This is a genomic window from Spirosoma endophyticum (assembly GCF_900112365.1).
GTDB classification, from domain to species: Bacteria; Bacteroidota; Bacteroidia; order Cytophagales; family Spirosomataceae; genus Spirosoma; species Spirosoma endophyticum.
On the sequence record NZ_FOLQ01000015.1, the window covers coordinates 120,306 to 138,126 of the forward strand.

Genomic DNA, 17,821 nt, shown 5'->3' on the forward strand with positions numbered 1-17,821 from the left:
TTCATTAGAAATGTATGTTATCTACGCACTAGTTAACTAATTCTACCCAATTGGATAGTACTAATAGATTTTTAATTTTAGGCGGTTATATTGTTTAAGTTTCGACTGATGGTTTTCTAGTCTGGCAACTAAAGTCATTTAGAAGCGCTTCCGATTGTTACGCTGTTGGTTACCTGGCCAGCTCCCTAGTGGGTCAACCACTACTTCGGCTGTACCCGAAAGTAACGGTAAACGGATCGTGGATTGATCGGGATTAGGCCGAATCAATTGGCGATACTGCTCCCTTCCTTCATCATCGAGTAAAACAATAGGTAGCCAATCATTAAAAATGACTTGATGTGTATGACCCCATCCATCTGCATCTGCTTTCTGGGCGAAGACTTCTACGGCTAAATCGGTAGGTTGTCGACTAATTCGACCTATATGAAAGTCAAACGTATACCGATGGGTCAAGTATGTCGCCAGATACTGCAAGGAGTCCGGTAACTGGCTAGCCAGGTATGTCGTGAAATGTTTGGACGTTACGGGCTTGCGGGCATACCGCTGATAATAGTACCCAATACTATTTAGCACACAAGAATCGCCCCAAACTTGGCCCAGACAAGTGAAGACCAGCCCAGCCCGGCAACGAGTAACATAGTCTTGGCCTCTTGCCATCGCAACTGTTGGCTCCCATTCGTGCAGTCTGGTCCGCTCAAACCTATAATCGTTCGCTAATTGTGTTAAGCGCCTGGAAAGGATAGAAAAACCATGCTGTTTTCCGACGGCCTGTAGGGCTAGATATTCGGGAATACTCTCGGTAAAAAAACTCCAACCTTGTTGGCGATTTTTAGGCATAAATTGCCACCATTGTCCCATCACCTCCCGAGCCACAATATAATCTATATAGCTAAATGCTTCTATATCCCGCTTTGCCAACCAACCCTGTTGCTCAGAGAGCCGAAGCAAGCCTGCTTGGGATTGGATGGCTAGTCTAAAAGACCCAGGAACTTCCTCAATCCGCAAGTGCGTATAGGGATAAGGCCCCATAACCTGCTCGCCCCAGCGTAAGGCCGCCAGACTACTTTGTAATAATTTTTCGGCCTGAAAAGGATGGTAGTAGTCAACTTCGACCGAGATCCACCGACCGTTCCGGCTATGATAACGAGCTTTTTTGGTCGCATAACCGCTAATTGACGAGGGAGGTATTGAACGGTTTATGGGTGGATCATATTGATACGTTAGGAAAGCTAGCATTCCGTACAAGACTATGTTGCTCAAAAGCAGAATCCCGTAGCGTCGGCTCCATCGGGAACGTATTCGATTCAACCAATTCGCATAGGTCAACGGTAATCCGCTAGACCAGCCCAAGCTGGCTAAGCCCAGAAATAAAATGGCCAGTAAGGTCCACTGAGCACTGAATAAAAATCTAAGCCAGCCCCATCGCCCGTAACCTGTTAAATCGGAGTACAAATTTGAGCCGGGTAAAACGGCAAAGAGAAGCCTATTAGGTATACTTCCACTTTGTTCACCATATAGAAGCACAATCAGCGTTCCAACCGAAACGGCGTGAGCCCAAAAACGCTGATCAATCCAGGACGTAAATAGCACCGTTAACGCAATCAATTGTATTTGTCGTCCCCAAGCATCGACTAAAAAGTCTTGGCCGTAAAGCGATATCTCAATTGCCCCAAGAGGCAACGGACTTGTTAACTGAATAAGCAGACATGTTAATCCCATTAATCCAACTAACCAAGCCGCTAGGCCGGCCAAGGCCAGCCACTTGGCTAGCAAGCGAACCCAATTTGGTTGGGGTACCGCGTCATAGAGCAAACCCAGGCCTACTAGACGTTCCCGTTGGATCCATTCACCAGTAAACAGCATTAGAAACAAACTCATTAGTACGCCCAATGGCTGGCGCAGAGCAGTCATAGTGGCTGTCGTTGGTAGGGAAACAAATTCCGGATTAGGTTGAAGTATATACCCAAGCAGTAGGGTCAGGAGGATAATAATAACACTCATGACCCAGATTAAAGGCTGATGGCTTAGTTCTCTGATTTCATACAAAGTTAATCGTCCTACAAGGCTCGACCGGCCAAGTCGCTCACTGAGTCTCTTTAAGTGGGTGAACGGATATAGTTGAAATAAGTTTACCTTATAGAAATGGCTTGCGATACGACTCGTTGCTGTGTGCTTTGAGCCAGAAGAATGGATTGATTCATTTAAAGTGAATACATTATCAGCTCTGTGAAGTAAGGCTAGTGAAATGGCGAGCCATAGTAGCCGGTTCATATACCAACCGTCTGGCCATACCAGCAATTCCGTTGCCTGTTCAAGTGTCGGCATAGAGAGCAGGGCACTTTGTATATACGCGGATCCAAAGGGGTCGAATATTGCCAAAAGATTGTCGGTCGCAAGTATATTGGGTTTTGTGATGCTTGCAATTAAAATCAATAGACTGAGGCTTAGCGTTAAGTAAGCACCCGCTTGGCTTCGCAATAGCACTGTCAACGAAAAAGCTACGCTGAACAAAGTAAAAATGTGACCTGTTGTCAGGAACAAATAGCCGTCCAGTAATGCTAAATAAGGAGCTGGGCCTAATTCAGTAGCAGAAATTAATGGTAATAAGCTGAAACCTACTGGGTAGCCTAAGGCCAGCATCAGTACAAAAGCAAGCGTCCCTGAAAACCTGCCCATTAAAAATGAAGAAGCACTTATTGGTAAGGAATACAGATACGAAGCCGTTCTTTGTTCCCAATCTTTAGATACCGAGGTTCCTGCCAATAGAGCCGTGATAGCCGTTAAGATGATGCCTAGTGAGGATAATACTTGGTAGGCGTGAGCAGCCGAGTAGGCTGGTAGGACCACTATTGAACGAGTAAAACCAAGCTGATAACCGGAATAAAGTCCCTCCCCCACTATTAGCAGAGCTAGCAAAAGGGATAAAGGTCGTTTTAGGTGGTAAATGAACTCGTAGCGGGCAATTATTAATGTGTCAGGCATTCGCTAAAAAAGCACGTTGGTTTGTCAAGGTAGCGAAATAAACATCCTCTAATGTAGGATCCTTGACCCGGCTACTTGGAAAAGGGCCTTCGCCTAGGAGCGTTATCTGTAATTGACCGCTTACATACTGGTGAGAGATGATTGGGAGTTCCTGCTGGTATCGATCTAGCTCTGAGCGGAGGATCGTTTTTTCCCAAATTCGATTCCTGTAACTATCCTTCAACTGGCGGGGGCTACCTGTCGCTAAAATTTGGCCTTTACCTAATATAGTTAAGTGCTTACACAAAGTACTCACATCCTCAACTAAATGCGTCGACAGTATGACGATTGCCTTTTCGCCGGTTTCTGCCAACAGATCATACAAGCGGTTGCGTTCCGCCGGGTCAAGTCCCGCCGTGGGTTCATCCACAATTACGACTTGTGGCTGGGCTATTAGGGCCTGAGCAATCCCAAATCGTTGCCGCATCCCTCCGGAGAAACTACCCATTGAACGTTGGCGCACATCCCACAAATTCACGCGTTGTAACATATTATCGACCAAGTCCATTCTTTCCGACCGGTCTTTAATTCCTTTCAAATCGGCAATTTGCGCTAATAATTGGTGAGCTGTAGCGGTTGGATAAACGCCAAACTCCTGTGGCAAATATCCTAGCGTTTGCCGAAATCGAATGGGGTCCTTATGGATATTAAAGTCATTAAAAATGACGGTTCCGCTTGTTGGTTCTTGTAAAGTAGCCAGTATACGCATGAGCGACGATTTTCCTGCTCCATTCTGCCCTAAAAGGCCATATAGCCCTTTTCCAATAGATAAATTCACCTCTGTAAGTGCATGAATTTCTGTCGAGTATTTAAGAGTTAAGTTATTAATTGTTAATTGCATTTTGGAATAAGTAAATACAATGAATAAACATTAACAATTACCTATAAAAAGCAAGCGCTTCATGTTTAACATAATGATATCCGGCCTGAAAAGGTAGACCGTCGAATCGGGATTGTACGAATTAACTAGTTTTAACAGCAGAAAGCGTCATCTACTATGAGACAATCTTCTTAAGTTTGAATTTTAGTAAGTTAAGATTTTTACCGCGTTACCGACAAAATTTAATTGTCTTTATTTATCATCATCTCAGTTTCAGGTTTTTTGTGAACCGTAACAGGAAGTGAGTATGGTACAAAGTAGCTTCTCTTATTTAGTACGTCTGCTTAAGCCAGAGCAACTATAATCGGATCAACTATCTTAATATGAACGGTAACTTTGATAGCGTTCATTCGATGGCAGCTATTACATCAGTATCAGTACTAATTTTATCTCTTTTGGTAATCGTCGTGACAGCGTACTGGTTGCTGGATTTCAGATTACGTTCGACGAGTCTTCTCAAGCGTATTGATTGATAAACTGTCGTATTAGCATAACGCCAAGACTGATCAGGATAAGCCGTTAGGTCCATCCTGATCAGTCTGGTCGATTACGCTTCCTGAAGCTCCGGCTTCTTGTCCAAATACGTAACCGCTGCGCTTTTAACAATGAGTTTTGCTGTTGCTTTCCCTTCACCATCCAGGTAAGCATCAGCTACTGGTCGGCCCTCGACCAACACATGGCGGCCTTTGGTTAGATACGGTAATTGTTCCGTCCCCTTTACCTGCACCTCTACCCACTTGACACGCTCTACCTTTTCCTGATTCGTAGGATTGGTATACGATTCATCTACTGCCACAGAAACAGACGTAAATGGATTTTCAGACTCTACGAGTTTAGCATTACCGATGTATCCCGTAAATGAATAACGATTTAAATTATACATAATTTTACTTATTTAGTGGTTAATAATAACTGCTTTAACTTGATTAAAGATACAAGTTATTTACCTGACAAACAATGTGTTAACACAATAACACATTCTAAATACTCCCTCCCCTTCCCCTTTATCCCAACGACTGCAAGGAGTTATTTTAACTATTTTTTAAATTTTAAAATAAAATTGTGTAGTATAAAACACAGTTTTTGCCTGTAAAAAGTCTCTAATTATACTTCTACCTAGTCCTTTAGACAGGGCAAATGTTAGCCTGGGGACGCGCACTTTCCACACACTCACAATTAGGTTACCTTCAGTCCATTTGGTATTGCAGACAGGAATGATGTGAAGAAATATTTACGCCCCGTCTTGATTGTCATACCAGTAAAAAACCACCCTAGATGTAACCAGGGTGGTTTTATATTAATGGGCCGTTCTAAAAGTCTGGTCAGCTTCAGGTGTCAAAAATTTTTGATACCTGCGCAGTAAGTTAGGCTGCCAAGAAATCGACCAGGCATTCCTCGAGTGGCTCTGATGTAGTGGCAATCCACCTTTGACGGTCCTGGTACTGTGTTGAATAAATTTGAACAATAACGAGATCCTCGGCCGTCGCCGGCATAAAGACAAGCATAAATCCGCGATTATCATCGAAAGGATCCATAAACCTAAACTCACCAGATAATTCCTTGGCTCGAATCGTCATTTCTTTGTAAATATGACTATAACAGACGATCAGTCGACTATGTCTGCGGTCGAATGTAATTAGGGGCGAGTAAGGCTTTTTGGGGAGGTTGGCGTTTGACTGGGGCTGCCACAACCGGCCATTATAAGAGATGTAAGCAACGGGGCGTCCCTGCGCGTTGGTTACCTGGCCTCCGCACCAGTTGCTCCCCCCTAATTGATATTTCTTGATATACTCCAGACAGATCCGGCGGGCCTCCAGTACAGAACGAGCTGCTTTTTTGTAGCACCGGGTAGACGGCAACGGTTTAGTTGGTGACTGGCCCAGATCCGGATTACCCCGATTACTCAGGGACACGTTAAATTTTGGTTTGACCGTTACGGGTTTTAGTTGATCTGACCTACTTGTTTGTTGTTGAGTAACCAGACTAATTGAATGGGGTTGAGGATTCATAAATTTGGTCGATTTGGGTGAAAATTAAATGAGCTTAGGGTTCACTAATGAATACATGGGGAGCGCTCCCGACTATCCAGCTTCCATTCGTAGCGGGCTGAAGCTTTACATTGATTCCCATTCATTACTAAGCGGAGAAGGCCCAGGCTGAACAGTAGTCTTCCCGTGTTCAACTAGCGTAAAACCGTATAGACGTTTCAACGAAGATTTTTATTAACTCGCCAAGATCATCACGAACGTCCTCAGGCACCTGGGAAAGTACGATGTGCAGATACCGCTGTAGGGCTTTTTCGGCTAGCACCCGCTGGTTAGCAGTGTTCAGTAGTTGACTTGAGGGCTCCTCTGTCAGGCTGTCCTCTAAACTATGTTCTTTAACAGCAGCTGCCTGCGCCCAAGCTACTTCCATTTTTTCCTGAAATGTCCGCAATTCCTCCCGAAACGGGGCAAATCGTTGCCCTACTTCCTGGCTACAGAGCTCACTCAAGTCGAACGTCGGATGAGTAAGCCATTTTTGTTTTAATGTTTCTACCTCCTGTAGCGTAGCGACGGGGTTTGTTTCCATGGGAATATGAATAAAAATGCGTTTTGTATTTTCAAATATAAGTATTTAAATTTTAATATTTGAAAATACAAAATTATAGTTATCCAGGACTTGGCTAAATTTATTAGTCAGTAACCGGATGACTTATCCGATCATCAATGCTTCTTTTATTCAGATTCAAAGCCTGTACTACAGGCTTTGAATACTACCAACACAAACAAAAATTTCTTCTTACATACGTAGATAAAACCTGGTCTGGCGTGACCCGGTCTGTTTTTCAATTAGCGGGATAACCATGTCATCGTAGATACCTAGAAATTCGGTTTCTTTCTCAATAATGACCGACCCCATAGCATATCGCCTGAACCGGAGATTAAATAAATCCTTACCTGGATGATAGCTAAAATCAACGGTGTCCAATAAAGCGCCCGATCCCATTTTCCAGGTAAGGTTAAACCGGTCGTTATCAAATTGAACTTGATGCGCACCCATCATTACAAAGCCCATACTGCCAATCAAATCATGCATGAATTTGACTTCCGAACACATTTCGGTTAAGGGCTGTGTTTGACGGGCCTCAGCATCAGCTACCAACGTTTCAGCCAAACGCTGAATTATAGTTTCTGTGAACGGATCGAGCGCATTCATCGTCAAGGAATTTTAAGCTTTATAAGACCGGTGTTTAAACAACTGGCTTTATGAATTCAGGGTAGTCTTTACCAGCTGATCGCCAGGGTGTGCAGCAAAGTATCTGTTTCCCCTTTCGCCCAACCCAGTGCCAGCGCGTGGCGCACCATGACACCAGGGGATCATCGAAAGGTCCAGATTCGATCAGTCTTCGGTAAGCATCAGCGGGTTTCATGGAAAAACGATTTTGGGTTGTCAGTCAGCCCTTCTGGCCTTCCTTTACTAACTTAAAGATCGACATTCTGAATCCACAAAACAAGACAACCTGCTTATTTACAAGAGATTACAAAAATTTCTTCCCCCTTAATCCCGTGTAGAATTAGTGTAGTCCAGTTCTGTGTTGTGTGGTACGCAGCGACTAGCTAAACAGCCAGTCCAATAGCTCGGTAAACGTTAGTTCAGTTTTAGCGGCTGGGTGCGAAACTCGTGCAGGTTCAGAAACACCCCCCGGTGTTCAGTCATGCCATTTCTTAACAGCGACCACAGCAGGGAACTACCAATATTAGCTAAGGTCGGATTAATAAATAACTCCTGTTTGGATAAGGCTTCAGCCAGCGAACAGGATGGCGTATCGTCCGAGGTATCTGCCTGATCCAGCAGGGTTTTAAACTCATCTGTTACAAAGGGTAACTGTTCTACTGTGCGATACTTTTTTGAGGTTGGTTGTGGCAGTTTCCCCACGGTTGACAGAATTACCTGCCCGGTATGTCTGCCGTTGCCGAAATCCATCCAGTAGTAAGGCCGATCCTGATGGTGTTCCCGTTTTGCAATAATTTGACGTAAAATATTGGCTACCTCCATTCTGGATGATACCGTGTCCACGCAACTGATGAATACGTTAGCGGATGCTAGTTGGTTATACTCCTTTCGAAGACTAGTAATGCAGTAGGGTTCCGGTACGGCTTTCCAGTTCGTTCCGAAAAAGCGGTTGGTGCGATTCACTAAAGCTACTGCTTTATTACAGCCTAGTTCAACCTCCGCAAATAACTGACGACCTAAGTTAGCTTCACTCACTGTATCACCGTCCCAAAGATTTACCTGAAAACCTGGATGCTCTAACTTCTTGAGGGCATAATTCATTTTAGCCAGAGCCATCAGCATTTGGGAGCCTGTCCCGCCCGCGCCCAGTAGATTTACAGTTACCGGGTTGGTTGGATTAATTAAATATCCGGCGGTGAAATGCATTAGTGGTTTTTCAGTTTCCATAGCTACAATAGCTGTTGAATGGTTAATGAACTTTTGTTTAATACCTCCGTTGGAAACATGTTACCCGTATCAATCAGTGATTGCCAAAGCTGGATAATATTGCCTTTTACGGGCTGGTGCTGGTCATTCAAGTGAGAAAAATAACTATTGAAAAAAGCAGTCTCCCAAGCCACTATAAATTCCTCCAAGGAACTTGATCCGCTTATTCCTACCTGTACAGTACCCATACATACATTTCCTGATTTAGCGGTATTAAAAAAAGGAGCGTGATAAAGCGGGGTTTTTATATCAGGTTTTCGGTCTTCTGACAAGGCGAAAAGTTGTAGTCCGCACTTCGAGGCTTTCCAGACTAGGGCCGGTACCTGGGCTTTGCCGCATAGAATAGTCAGGGAGTCTTTAAAAAAGAGTGATTGCTCCTGCGCGGGTGTGTACCATAATACAATACCGGATTGCGTATTCAAGCTAAGAACATTAGTCGGTAATAACCCTTTTGGCATCAGATACGCCTGTTGTTTTTTCTCTTTAGTGAGTAGTGCTTTCGACAGCATACTAAGCTCGTTTTCGGCCAACGGATGGGCATTGATGGGCTTCCCCGTTTTCTTTTCTATATCAAAAGCTTCTAGGTAAAACGAACGTGTTTCCGACTCCGAGCGGTAAAGCAACAAGGCTTTAAAGGGATAGTAGCCCAGTCCAAACTGTTCAGTTATATTTTGCATCCGAGCTTAGTTTATGTTGGCTTGAAATCAAGTTGCCTACGGTAGTAAAGAAGGTTTCTTCAAATTCCAGATTTAACGTTTGAACGGGTTGTGGCTGGTCGAACCGCTGTACTGCTTGGGGTAATTCAACGTAGCCACCTCCGTTAAAATCAGCATCGAGCGACTGCACGAGATCATCGTAAATACCATCGTCAAAATCCCAGATGAACGAAATAAACTGATCGGGATGAATCCGGTATTCCTCGTCAGGAGTCATCAGACCAATGTGGTAACTATCCCAGATTGAACGGTTTGGAAACCGGGTGTACAAATCGAGAAATGCGCTGGCAACGGCTTTAAATTCAGCTTCGGCTTCTGACTCAGGTTGGAAGGCAGAAAAACGCCTGTGGAAGCTTTTTAAGTGAGTGGTCTGGTTGATTCGGTTGCGAATTATCCGGCTCCACCGACGAGACTGCTTCACTATTTTCTTAAAGGCGGTGTATTCTTTACGCTCCTCCCGGCCAGTCCACTCAGCACGACTTTCCAGCATCATGTCGCATTGATAAAACACATAAGAACTCTGGTCCGATAGAAACGGCAAGCCGCTAACGTGCATCAGGTACGCGTAAATAGATTCAAGCAAGTGCGTCAACGGTTTATTATTACCCGACTTTTGAAGCTGCCAAAGGGGTTTAACCGGAACGAAATACGAATAGTAATCGGTATCGTACTGCTGGACGGTCGCTAAGGTCGCTTTAGATGTCTCGTCAGCTAGTATCAATACGTGTACGTCCTCCTGGGTGGCTTTCAGTTTATCCGCTACGAGTTGATAACTGTGCTGAATATTAAACGGGTAGTCATGCGCCCATTCCAGTTGATGTACGTTAAGGCCAAGATTGTAGAGGTCCGACAGGTGAGAAACCGATTTAAAAAAATCGGCTTCTATTCCCTGCTGGTCTTCAAGTTCTTCGGTTAGGGGATAAATGGGGTCAAAGCAATGATATAAAAAACCATCGGCAGTAGGCTGAGGGGCGCACACCGTAGTTGTCCCGTTATCGCCTGTCTTGCGTCGGGCATCTGATCGAGCGTGTTCATGTAGTCGATTAGATTTCGGGCGAGCAACCATTTTGGTTCATTGAGTTTAATGGACGGTATCTTTCGAGCGGATTTTCCCATCACGTTCCTAGCCTTTGGTTCCCATGACTGATTCAAACTTGTACTGAATCGCATCATCCCTGATGTCAGCGGGACTAATTTTAGCCGTTGTCAGAATGGCGTACAGGTTAGAATAATGGTTTAAAACCGCCTGTGGACTAAGTGCGGGGTCGGGGTCAGACAATTCGACAGTCTGCCCTTTATCTTCCATCAGAAAGACTCGTTTGAGTTGGGTTGCCAGTAACATAAGCTATTAGTTTAAGCGGTCACAGATTCAATTGTAGCGTTTGTAGACGTATCAACGCCAGACGTATTTTCCACGAGAACGGGCTGGCTGGCTAACGGCAAAGGTATTGCATCGAACAATCCCGGTTGTGAGAAATTCGCCAGTAGCTCGGCCCGTTTTTTGCGAATGATTTCGGCCTGATCGGGGTGCTGTTCAGGGTCAGGCGTTTTGGCATAAGCTTCCCGGTATTTTTTCTCCTTTTCCAGTTCGTCCACCCGTTTCATAGCCGCGTCGTAGGCTTTTTTCAGTTCCTCTTTCGCTTTTTTCCTGCTGGTTTCTTCAAGTTTTTCCTTTGCCGATTGCTGTTGGGTTTTTTCCAAACTCTTTTGAAAGGCTTCCAGATTGACCATTAATCCTGATGCCTGTTGCATCGGTTTTTCAATAATGTTGAAGAATTCAGCATCCAGTTCAGTGGGGGTGCCTGTTAGATTAAGTGGAGCAATCTGTTTACGGGCTTCATCTCCGCATTGGTCATTGACTAAAAGTAGGGTTACGCGTTGTCCGTTTGGCGTATTGGTGATAACTAGCTTTAAATCACCCGTAAGATTCAGTGCCGCAAGTCGTTGAAAAAAATCCATAGAATTACTAATTGAAAGTAAATGACGATTACTACCGATACGAACCAACAAGTTTATTTCTGAAACGGGTCATGGGCCGGATGCGTAGAAATGATACGGGTCGCCCGTATGTTCACAAATGGTTTACCCTCCACATTGACTTTCTTCGTGTTCCAGCCAGCGAGTTCAAATTTTTGTCCGTCAATCAGAATCTGACCTATAAAATCGGGGCTATTGGGCTTATTTTTGCGGGTGCTTGGGTGTAAAACTCCGTATAATTCTTTTAGCTCTGCCATGACTATATTATAGTTAACTCGCTGATTATCTACACTATAAATATACAAAATATTCATTTAACCCTCCCCTATTCACCCCCTTTTGTTACCCTGATTGGGCCACCCTTTTCCCCTTCGTCCCTTTGTGATGTGCATTCTATTGATAAGTAAGTGGAGTGTTTTGTGTAGTGGAAATATTGAAAAGAGGCTTTCCTTAGCCCCTCTTCAACTTATAGCTGACGAAACGAACCATTCGCCAGCCGCTGAAACGGACAGTATGCGTCACCATTCAGTAGACAGATACTGGCTACTAGCGAGTTACGGGGATTCTCCTGATCGTATATCTGGTGAATCAGCATACCCAGATAGTCTACTCTGAATGAAGCCATTATCGGAATTAAATGGCCGTAACTGCTCAATGCTAAGCGAATGATCTCTTCCCGTTTAGATCGCTGCTCGTCTACCTGACGTAGTTCACCGGTATAAGCAGGTTTATAGGTACCTGTATTGCGTAGTATCCGCGATGTAGCGCTCATTATATTGTAAAGTTTACGGGTAGTTACTCTCCGTATCGAGGGTTGAGGTACTCATCAACCCAACTAACGTAATGCTATATACGTCGTATGTAAATTGCAAAATTCAGCCGCAATCAGGCTAAAATCTGTCTTGGGTCAGATTTCTTTACGGGTCGATAAGAACGTTTAATGTCAGCGATCAAACAACTTGGATCAAATCGGTTTTCTCCGGCCACAAGCGTATAACCATAAGAAAACGTATCAGTCGCCAACTGGAGACGTAAGCCTTCGTCCGTTAGATTGACGTCATGTTGTAGCGTCTGACTGGGAAAATCACTAATGGATAAGGCATGTAGCGAGTCGATGAGCTGAGCAAAGAAATGGTCGAAATCGCCGGTTTTTTCGTTAAACGCATCAATCAACTGCGTGTTGGTAAGGAGTTGTTCGTAAACCTTCATAACCGGCGTTTCTTCACTCCAATCGAAAATGAAAAGTATAGACCCATCAGCAAAGAAAAATTTTACGGGCTCATAATACTCTCCGCTGTGGTCCAGTACGGTATTATCTACGTAGTTCACTGGCTTCCCGCTTAAATAAGCGGTAATCTGTTCATTGGTCATGCCGGCAACCTGCTGAACAAACCGGGAAGCCTGACAGTTGTTGTCCGTTCTACCAGACACCTGACTACTTGGTGGATGTGTCATATCATCGTTAGATTCTATTTCAAGATAACCTTTAAATAACCCTTTTCCAACCCTAATTGCCTGTTAATTAGAATTTTGAGATTCTCCTCTCCCCTTGCTCGTTCTAGTAATGTGTTGTGTTTTTGTTAGGTCGGCTATTTAGCTACCCGTTAACGGATTTAGCCTGTCTGCTTTAGAATTTCATCCCAACGCAGTAATAATCCCTGCGCATACAGTTTAGGATCTAGCCCGAAACTATCCAGGCTCCAAAAGTCATTGCACTCGATAAGTAAGGTTCTATCGATTTGATCCAGGCCAATATCAATACTGAAGGCAATGGGTTGTGCAGTAAATCCGCGGATCGTTTGGTGAATAATCTCGCAGTTTGGGAAAAGGCATAAATTACCCTTATAGTGTTTTAAACTAACCAGTTTTCCTTCGATCACAAATGCTCGATATTCGGACGTAAACTCCACATTTTGTGATAGTAAGACCGGGGTGCTTAATGGGATTTCATCAGGAAGGGCGGTCAAGTCGGAACGCTGTTCAACTGAGCGGGCTTCAAACAGTTTATGCAGCGTCGGTTTTATAAAATAAGGGTAATACGTTCGTTCTAAGGCCCGATCCAGGGTTGTGTTTTGGATAGCTCTTCCTGTAAAATAATAAAGCTCTTCAGGTAAGGTTATTGACCTTGGAATGGGTATGCTCATTGCCGTAAGCCAGTACCTTACATCATCGGCAAACCCGACAACCACCACATTTTGCTGTAAAGGTACCTGGTCGATGGTTTCATAGAACTTTGTTTGTATGCCTATCTGTTTAAAGCCTAGCAACGCGTCGACGCCTGGCTTATCAACAGGAAACTGATTCAAGGCCTGAATATAAACGGTTCTGTTCATGGGTTGAGTTGAGTTAAGTGTAGTCGATACATCAGGTAGCTTTCAAGCTACCTGGTGTATTTGCTGTTGTATACTCTTTTTAGCCTGCCTGAACCGCTACCGGCTCTGGCTCGGCAATAGACTGTCCGGTTATATAATTTGCTGCTTTCTGAGCCTGACCAGCGGCGCGTACGATCAGCGTCTTGTCATTTTTCAAAGCACCTAACCAGCTTTGTAAATATGAGATCCCATTCGTAAGAAGTCGCTTATCAGTAATGTCAATGCCGCTTTGGGCAGAAAGAAAACAAGCGCCAATCTCAGCCGTTAATTCCTCCTTGGCGTATTTCTCACCTCCGAAACCGTCCGTATTAACTACTTCCTCCCGATTCATACGGTCACAATGACCCGTCGAATGGATGAGTTCATGGTATAGCGTCCAGAAATAGGCCTCAGGACAGTCAAAAGCGGGCAAGGTAGGCATGTTTACCATATCATATAAAGAACTGTAAAAAGCGCGCTTAGGGTTATTAAATACCAGCTTTGGGCCATTTTTATAACCATCATAAACTGCTTCACATCTCTCAATAAGTTGTTGCTGGGTTGATTCCTGAACGGGAAGTAGTTCCGGCAATTCAATATCAATGCCTTCAACGTCTGATACGTGGAAAACATAGTAAGGTTTTAATAAGGGGACACCGACAGTTTTGGTCTTCGTTTCTCCCTTCCGGTTCGTTATCTCCTTTTCTTTTTCGATTACATTCCAGTAAACAACCGGTATGCCTTTGGCCCCTTTGCGGATGTTGCCCCCTAGTTGAGCTGCCTGCTTAAAGGTAATAAAGTAAGGACGTTCCACCGAGCGGCAACCTAAAAGCACGCTGTTGATCCCTGTATAGGGTTGTTTTGTCAGGTAATTACGGGCTACTTCGGCTTTACCGTCCAGCAGTACCCCCCACCGCTTCCGCCAAGGAAGTTTTCCTTTTTCCAGTTCGGCAATAATCTGATTCGTGATTACCTGATAAATGTCGGCTTTCGGTTGCTGGGGAAATTTAGTCGTCTTGTTCATTGTACTACCCGAATTTACAGGTCGGTGCCGCCCTCGTATCAACTATATAAAGATACGAAAAACAGCCCCCATCTTAAAGCCAATTATCTGTAATACAGTAAGTTAACAAAACGTGTTTCCCCTTTATCCCAAAATAAAAATAGTGTTGTAAGCGTGTAGTGTAGTAGACAATATGCCTCGATATAAATCAGCCGGCACAGGTCATTAACCAGACTGGCTGGCAATCCTGAGTTCAGGATTGCCAGCGCATCGGAGAATCGGCGTCCTGATTATAAAGCGGAGTTCATAGACGTATTGAGAAAGCCTTCTTTTTCAACCCAGGCTATTACCCATCCTCGTGCCTGGTTACGTAGTGAATCATCAATACTCGGGTAATCATGTAACGCTTCGATGGTCAACCCTTCCAGATTAAACGGCTTGCTGCGGTCATCGCCAAATAAATCCACGATAACAGGCTTCAGCTCCCGCAGGATCTGGCTAACTACTGTTTCGTCCAGGGCAGGCAATGGTGGAAACAGTTTATCCCAGCGCTGAGGTGTAATTCCGGATAGAATAAACTCACGGTCCTGGGGAGACAGCGTTGGAAAAGCCTCCTGAATGACAACTCCGCTACGCATACGGTCATAACTTTCCTGAAACGATTCCAGCCTAAGGGGTAGTTCATGCCGGTAGCGATTACCGTCTAGCAGACAAATCCGTTCATACCATACGCCACGTTCAGTCGGGCCAAAAGCTTCGCCATTCTGATTATAAATCATAGCTGATCGTTGATTAAAAAGGGGAGAACTATTGGAGTAGCAACAACCTAAAAATGATCAATTGATAAATAGAAGCCGCAGCAGGACTAGTATACCCATGCACAGGCTGATCGAAAAAAGTATATCCATCAGGGTTCGGGTAAATCGGGAGTAATGACCTCGACTTTGAATGAGATACATCAACAATAAACTCGTTAGGGCTATGACAAGTAACGTTGTGGTCGTATTGATGCCGTTCAACTCCTGTGCCGTTTATAATAACACGATTTGTTAGTGTGCTTGGCTAATGGCTCAAATGTATGACAAAGCCTAAACGTGTCAAAAATTTTTGACATCATCCGTTGCTTCATCTGTCTTTTGAGTTAATGACTGCTCGCCGTTACGACGGCGTAAATGTAAGATACAGGATTACTCAAGTGGTTTACGGGGCAAGGCTGTAGGCGGTTGAGTATCGTTCTGATCTACCCCATACGTTAAGTCGGTTATAATTTGAACGATCTCGCCAATAACAGCCAGTATAACGGCGAACACAATGACGTACCGATGCCAGTTAGCCAGTGCAATCATCAGAATAGTAAGACTAATAGCCACCTTCCAGCGTCTGCGCAGCATAAAGTAAACAGGGGGAAAGATAATGGCTAAAATGAGCCTCAACCCATAAAATAGCCAACGAGAAGGCGGTATTTTTTTCATACAATCGTTAGGGTTAATGAAGATAAACAATTAGATCGTTCTAGTAATAACAGGCAGACTTGTATAGGGTGAGATAGCCAATCATTGCCCCTTTCCCCGTTAAGGCAAGGTTTTATGAATGACGTAGCCCTGTCCATATTCCGCCTGAATTTTCTTGATTTCTTCCTCAAGCTGACTGTTTCTGACCCGGTTAGGCAATTGCCAGCCGCTACAATCGCCCGTTGCCAAAAAGAAGCGGGAATGGGTTTTTCCTGTTAAAACCTGGAGTACTGTATCAGCCTGCCACATGCCTTTTTGCCGGTTAACTATAGTCTAAAGATACGTATAAAACGGACCCTTTTAATGTATAACATACAGAAGAACAGCATCTTAATTCTAGCCCTTTCCCCTTTTGTCCCCCGCGTAAGCGGTCTAAACGTGAATGGGTGTAGTTGTGTGTAATGTAGTCAGGTTTGGGAGCCGTCTTTTGGAATAAGGTTGAGTGGCGGTTAGCGACCGAAGGAAGCTGAACCGTAGCTCGGCCCGTGTAATGAGGTGTTGTGAAGCAGACGCTTGAATCGGGGCTATGATCTCTCTGATCATAGCCCCGTTCGCTTATTCTGTGCTGGCCGTCAATTCGGGTGCTGGCAAGGGGGGCTTACTGCTGAACGTTTTATAAACCTGTTTAGCTAACCAGACTAACAAACGATATCCATACCAGAACCCGATAGCTGTTAGCACCAGGATGATAGCCGTCGTAAAGGCGACCGTATGCGCCAGCGGTGAAAGAATGTACTTTCCAATTTTTGTAAATACGTGCATTATCAGGACGTATACGGCAAGCAGTGTCTCAAGCATTGTGTTTAGCGTTAAAGGGTGAGAACCGGGTCAGTTTAGGTTATGAGCTGACCTGGTTGATTAGAAGAAATAGGTAGCGCCTAGGCCCAGCCCAAACTGGTTATGGATGTTGGCAGAAATCATAACATGATTGAGTTGATACCCAGTGGATACCCCTAAACCAAAAGTGGGCGTTTTATGCGTTACCGCTTCGTAGCCGGTCGGCGTCGATGCATAAGCCGGACTTGATACCATCGTTACCGACAAATAGCCGCCTACGCTTACCTGACGGCTTGTAATCAAGCCTCCACCCCCATAGAAAAGTACGTCGTTAACGGGGGTAAAGCTGCTGGTTTTATTGGCGTATAAGCCAACTCCTGCTGTGAAGTAGGCCGCACGCTGGCGAACCATAGCACCGGCCAGTAAACTCCCGTTCAGATAATACGTAAGACCAACCCCAATAGTACCCGCTTTTTTTGCCGTTCGAGTGCTGTCGTCTTGTAACGCTTGGGTGATCAGATTTTTCAATGAAAGGTTGGGGCCTGTCGATTGAAACGGGGTAGACGTCGTAGGGGTGGTGCTGGCTTTGGGCGTACTGGATGCTGCGGTCGTCGAACTGGTTTTGGTGACGACGGGGGCGGTAGTGGACACCGCTTTCGTGCTCGATGCCGGTTTACCAGTAAGGGCGGTAACGGCTTTTGGCGTGGTGGACGTGGGAGTTTGCCCAAACGAGGTTGACAGGGTGAGCATCAGCAGGGCAGATGCAAGGGTTGAGATGGTTTTCATTGGCTATTTTTTTTGTTTGTTTATCTACTTAAAAATAACACATAAACAGCTATATAACAACCTGAAAATCAATAGTATAACTACTATAGTAAGACCCTTCCCCCCTTTATCCCGGTGCGTTTAGCACCTCATAAATAAAGTATTCCTATCAATAAAATAGTGTTGTGTTCGGTGGTTAGGGAAGTGCTTGCCAGTCATAATTGGGTGCGTTTGCCGTTTCGTACGGCTGGTACTGTCGTGAAAGTCAAGTTTTGAAGTAGGATTTTTTTCATATCTTTGGACTACAAGTAGGACAACTCGGCTTCCGCTGGTTGATC

At 44.6% G+C, this 17,821-nt stretch carries 22 protein-coding genes; all 22 read right to left on the reverse strand.

Features of this window, described 5'->3' with window-relative positions; all coding sequences use genetic code 11:
• Positions 1-138: 138 nt before the first annotated feature.
• The 22 genes from BM202_RS26825 to BM202_RS26925 all read right to left on the reverse strand — a co-directional run bounded on the left by BM202_RS26825 (position 139) and on the right by BM202_RS26925 (position 17,504).
• Positions 139-2,982: an ABC transporter permease gene (locus BM202_RS26825; RefSeq protein WP_093832012.1), complete on the reverse strand. Its 2,844-nt coding sequence runs from the start codon at positions 2,980-2,982 to the stop codon at positions 139-141.
• On the reverse strand, positions 2,975-3,862 hold the full coding sequence (locus tag BM202_RS26830) for an ATP-binding cassette domain-containing protein (RefSeq protein WP_093832014.1): 888 nt from the start codon (positions 3,860-3,862) through the stop codon (positions 2,975-2,977). Before BM202_RS26830 ends, BM202_RS26825 begins: the two co-directional genes overlap by 8 nt.
• A 586-nt stretch (positions 3,863-4,448) precedes the next feature.
• Positions 4,449-4,784 carry a single-stranded DNA-binding protein gene (locus BM202_RS26835; protein WP_093832016.1) on the reverse strand — a complete coding sequence of 112 codons (336 nt, stop codon included), beginning with the start codon at positions 4,782-4,784 and terminating at the stop codon, positions 4,449-4,451.
• Between the two features lie 481 nt (positions 4,785-5,265).
• Entirely contained in the window at positions 5,266-5,910 is a 645-nt protein-coding gene (locus BM202_RS26840) for a hypothetical protein (RefSeq protein WP_093832018.1), read from the reverse strand.
• A gap of 169 nt (positions 5,911-6,079) precedes the next feature.
• Positions 6,080-6,472, reverse strand: coding sequence for a hypothetical protein (locus BM202_RS26845; protein WP_093832020.1), 393 nt, complete (start codon positions 6,470-6,472; stop codon positions 6,080-6,082).
• A gap of 210 nt (positions 6,473-6,682) precedes the next feature.
• A complete protein-coding gene (locus BM202_RS26850; protein ID WP_093832022.1) occupies positions 6,683-7,099 on the reverse strand; it encodes a hypothetical protein in 417 nt (138 codons plus the stop codon).
• 34 nt (positions 7,100-7,133) lie between these two features.
• Positions 7,134-7,313, reverse strand: coding sequence for a hypothetical protein (locus BM202_RS37400; protein ID WP_177236693.1), 180 nt, complete (start codon positions 7,311-7,313; stop codon positions 7,134-7,136).
• Between the two features lie 218 nt (positions 7,314-7,531).
• Entirely contained in the window at positions 7,532-8,344 is an 813-nt protein-coding gene (locus tag BM202_RS26855) for a PRTRC system ThiF family protein (protein ID WP_093832024.1), read from the reverse strand.
• A gap of 2 nt (positions 8,345-8,346) precedes the next feature.
• On the reverse strand, positions 8,347-9,060 hold the full coding sequence (locus BM202_RS26860; protein WP_093832026.1) for a PRTRC system protein B: 714 nt from the start codon (positions 9,058-9,060) through the stop codon (positions 8,347-8,349).
• Positions 9,044-10,165 (reverse strand): hypothetical protein, encoded by a 1,122-nt coding sequence (locus BM202_RS26865; RefSeq protein WP_093832028.1) that lies wholly within the window; start codon positions 10,163-10,165, stop codon positions 9,044-9,046. The genes BM202_RS26860 and BM202_RS26865 overlap by 17 nt, the downstream gene beginning before the upstream one ends.
• 57 nt (positions 10,166-10,222) lie before the next feature.
• Positions 10,223-10,441, reverse strand: coding sequence for a PRTRC system protein C (locus BM202_RS26870; RefSeq protein ID WP_093832030.1), 219 nt, complete (start codon positions 10,439-10,441; stop codon positions 10,223-10,225).
• Positions 10,442-10,452: 11 nt separating this feature from the next.
• Positions 10,453-11,058: a PRTRC system protein E gene (locus tag BM202_RS26875; protein ID WP_093832032.1), complete on the reverse strand. Its 606-nt coding sequence runs from the start codon at positions 11,056-11,058 to the stop codon at positions 10,453-10,455.
• A gap of 53 nt (positions 11,059-11,111) precedes the next feature.
• Positions 11,112-11,333, reverse strand: a complete 222-nt coding sequence (locus tag BM202_RS26880; RefSeq protein WP_093832034.1) for a hypothetical protein — start codon at positions 11,331-11,333, stop codon at positions 11,112-11,114.
• A 209-nt stretch (positions 11,334-11,542) separates the two neighbouring features.
• Complete coding sequence (locus BM202_RS26885; protein WP_093832036.1) at positions 11,543-11,848, reverse strand: hypothetical protein; 306 nt, start codon at positions 11,846-11,848, stop codon at positions 11,543-11,545.
• Between the two features lie 113 nt (positions 11,849-11,961).
• Positions 11,962-12,531, reverse strand: coding sequence for a hypothetical protein (locus tag BM202_RS26890; protein WP_093832038.1), 570 nt, complete (start codon positions 12,529-12,531; stop codon positions 11,962-11,964).
• Between the two features lie 158 nt (positions 12,532-12,689).
• Positions 12,690-13,409, reverse strand: coding sequence for an ATP-grasp domain-containing protein (locus tag BM202_RS26895; RefSeq protein ID WP_093832040.1), 720 nt, complete (start codon positions 13,407-13,409; stop codon positions 12,690-12,692).
• A gap of 79 nt (positions 13,410-13,488) precedes the next feature.
• Positions 13,489-14,451 carry an ArdC family protein gene (locus tag BM202_RS26900; protein ID WP_093832042.1) on the reverse strand — a complete coding sequence of 321 codons (963 nt, stop codon included), beginning with the start codon at positions 14,449-14,451 and terminating at the stop codon, positions 13,489-13,491.
• Positions 14,452-14,720: 269 nt separating this feature from the next.
• Positions 14,721-15,209 (reverse strand): hypothetical protein, encoded by a 489-nt coding sequence (locus tag BM202_RS26905; protein WP_093832044.1) that lies wholly within the window; start codon positions 15,207-15,209, stop codon positions 14,721-14,723.
• 408 nt (positions 15,210-15,617) lie between these two features.
• Positions 15,618-15,902 (reverse strand): hypothetical protein, encoded by a 285-nt coding sequence (locus BM202_RS26910; protein ID WP_093832046.1) that lies wholly within the window; start codon positions 15,900-15,902, stop codon positions 15,618-15,620.
• A 99-nt stretch (positions 15,903-16,001) separates the two neighbouring features.
• Positions 16,002-16,190, reverse strand: a complete 189-nt coding sequence (locus BM202_RS26915; protein WP_093832048.1) for a hypothetical protein — start codon at positions 16,188-16,190, stop codon at positions 16,002-16,004.
• Between the two features lie 306 nt (positions 16,191-16,496).
• The gene (locus BM202_RS26920; protein ID WP_093832049.1) at positions 16,497-16,739 is read right to left on the reverse strand and encodes a hypothetical protein; all 243 of its coding nucleotides are present in this window, start codon (positions 16,737-16,739) and stop codon (positions 16,497-16,499) included.
• A 60-nt stretch (positions 16,740-16,799) separates the two neighbouring features.
• Complete coding sequence (locus tag BM202_RS26925) at positions 16,800-17,504, reverse strand: hypothetical protein (protein WP_093832051.1); 705 nt, start codon at positions 17,502-17,504, stop codon at positions 16,800-16,802.
• Positions 17,505-17,821: the final 317 nt, after the last annotated feature.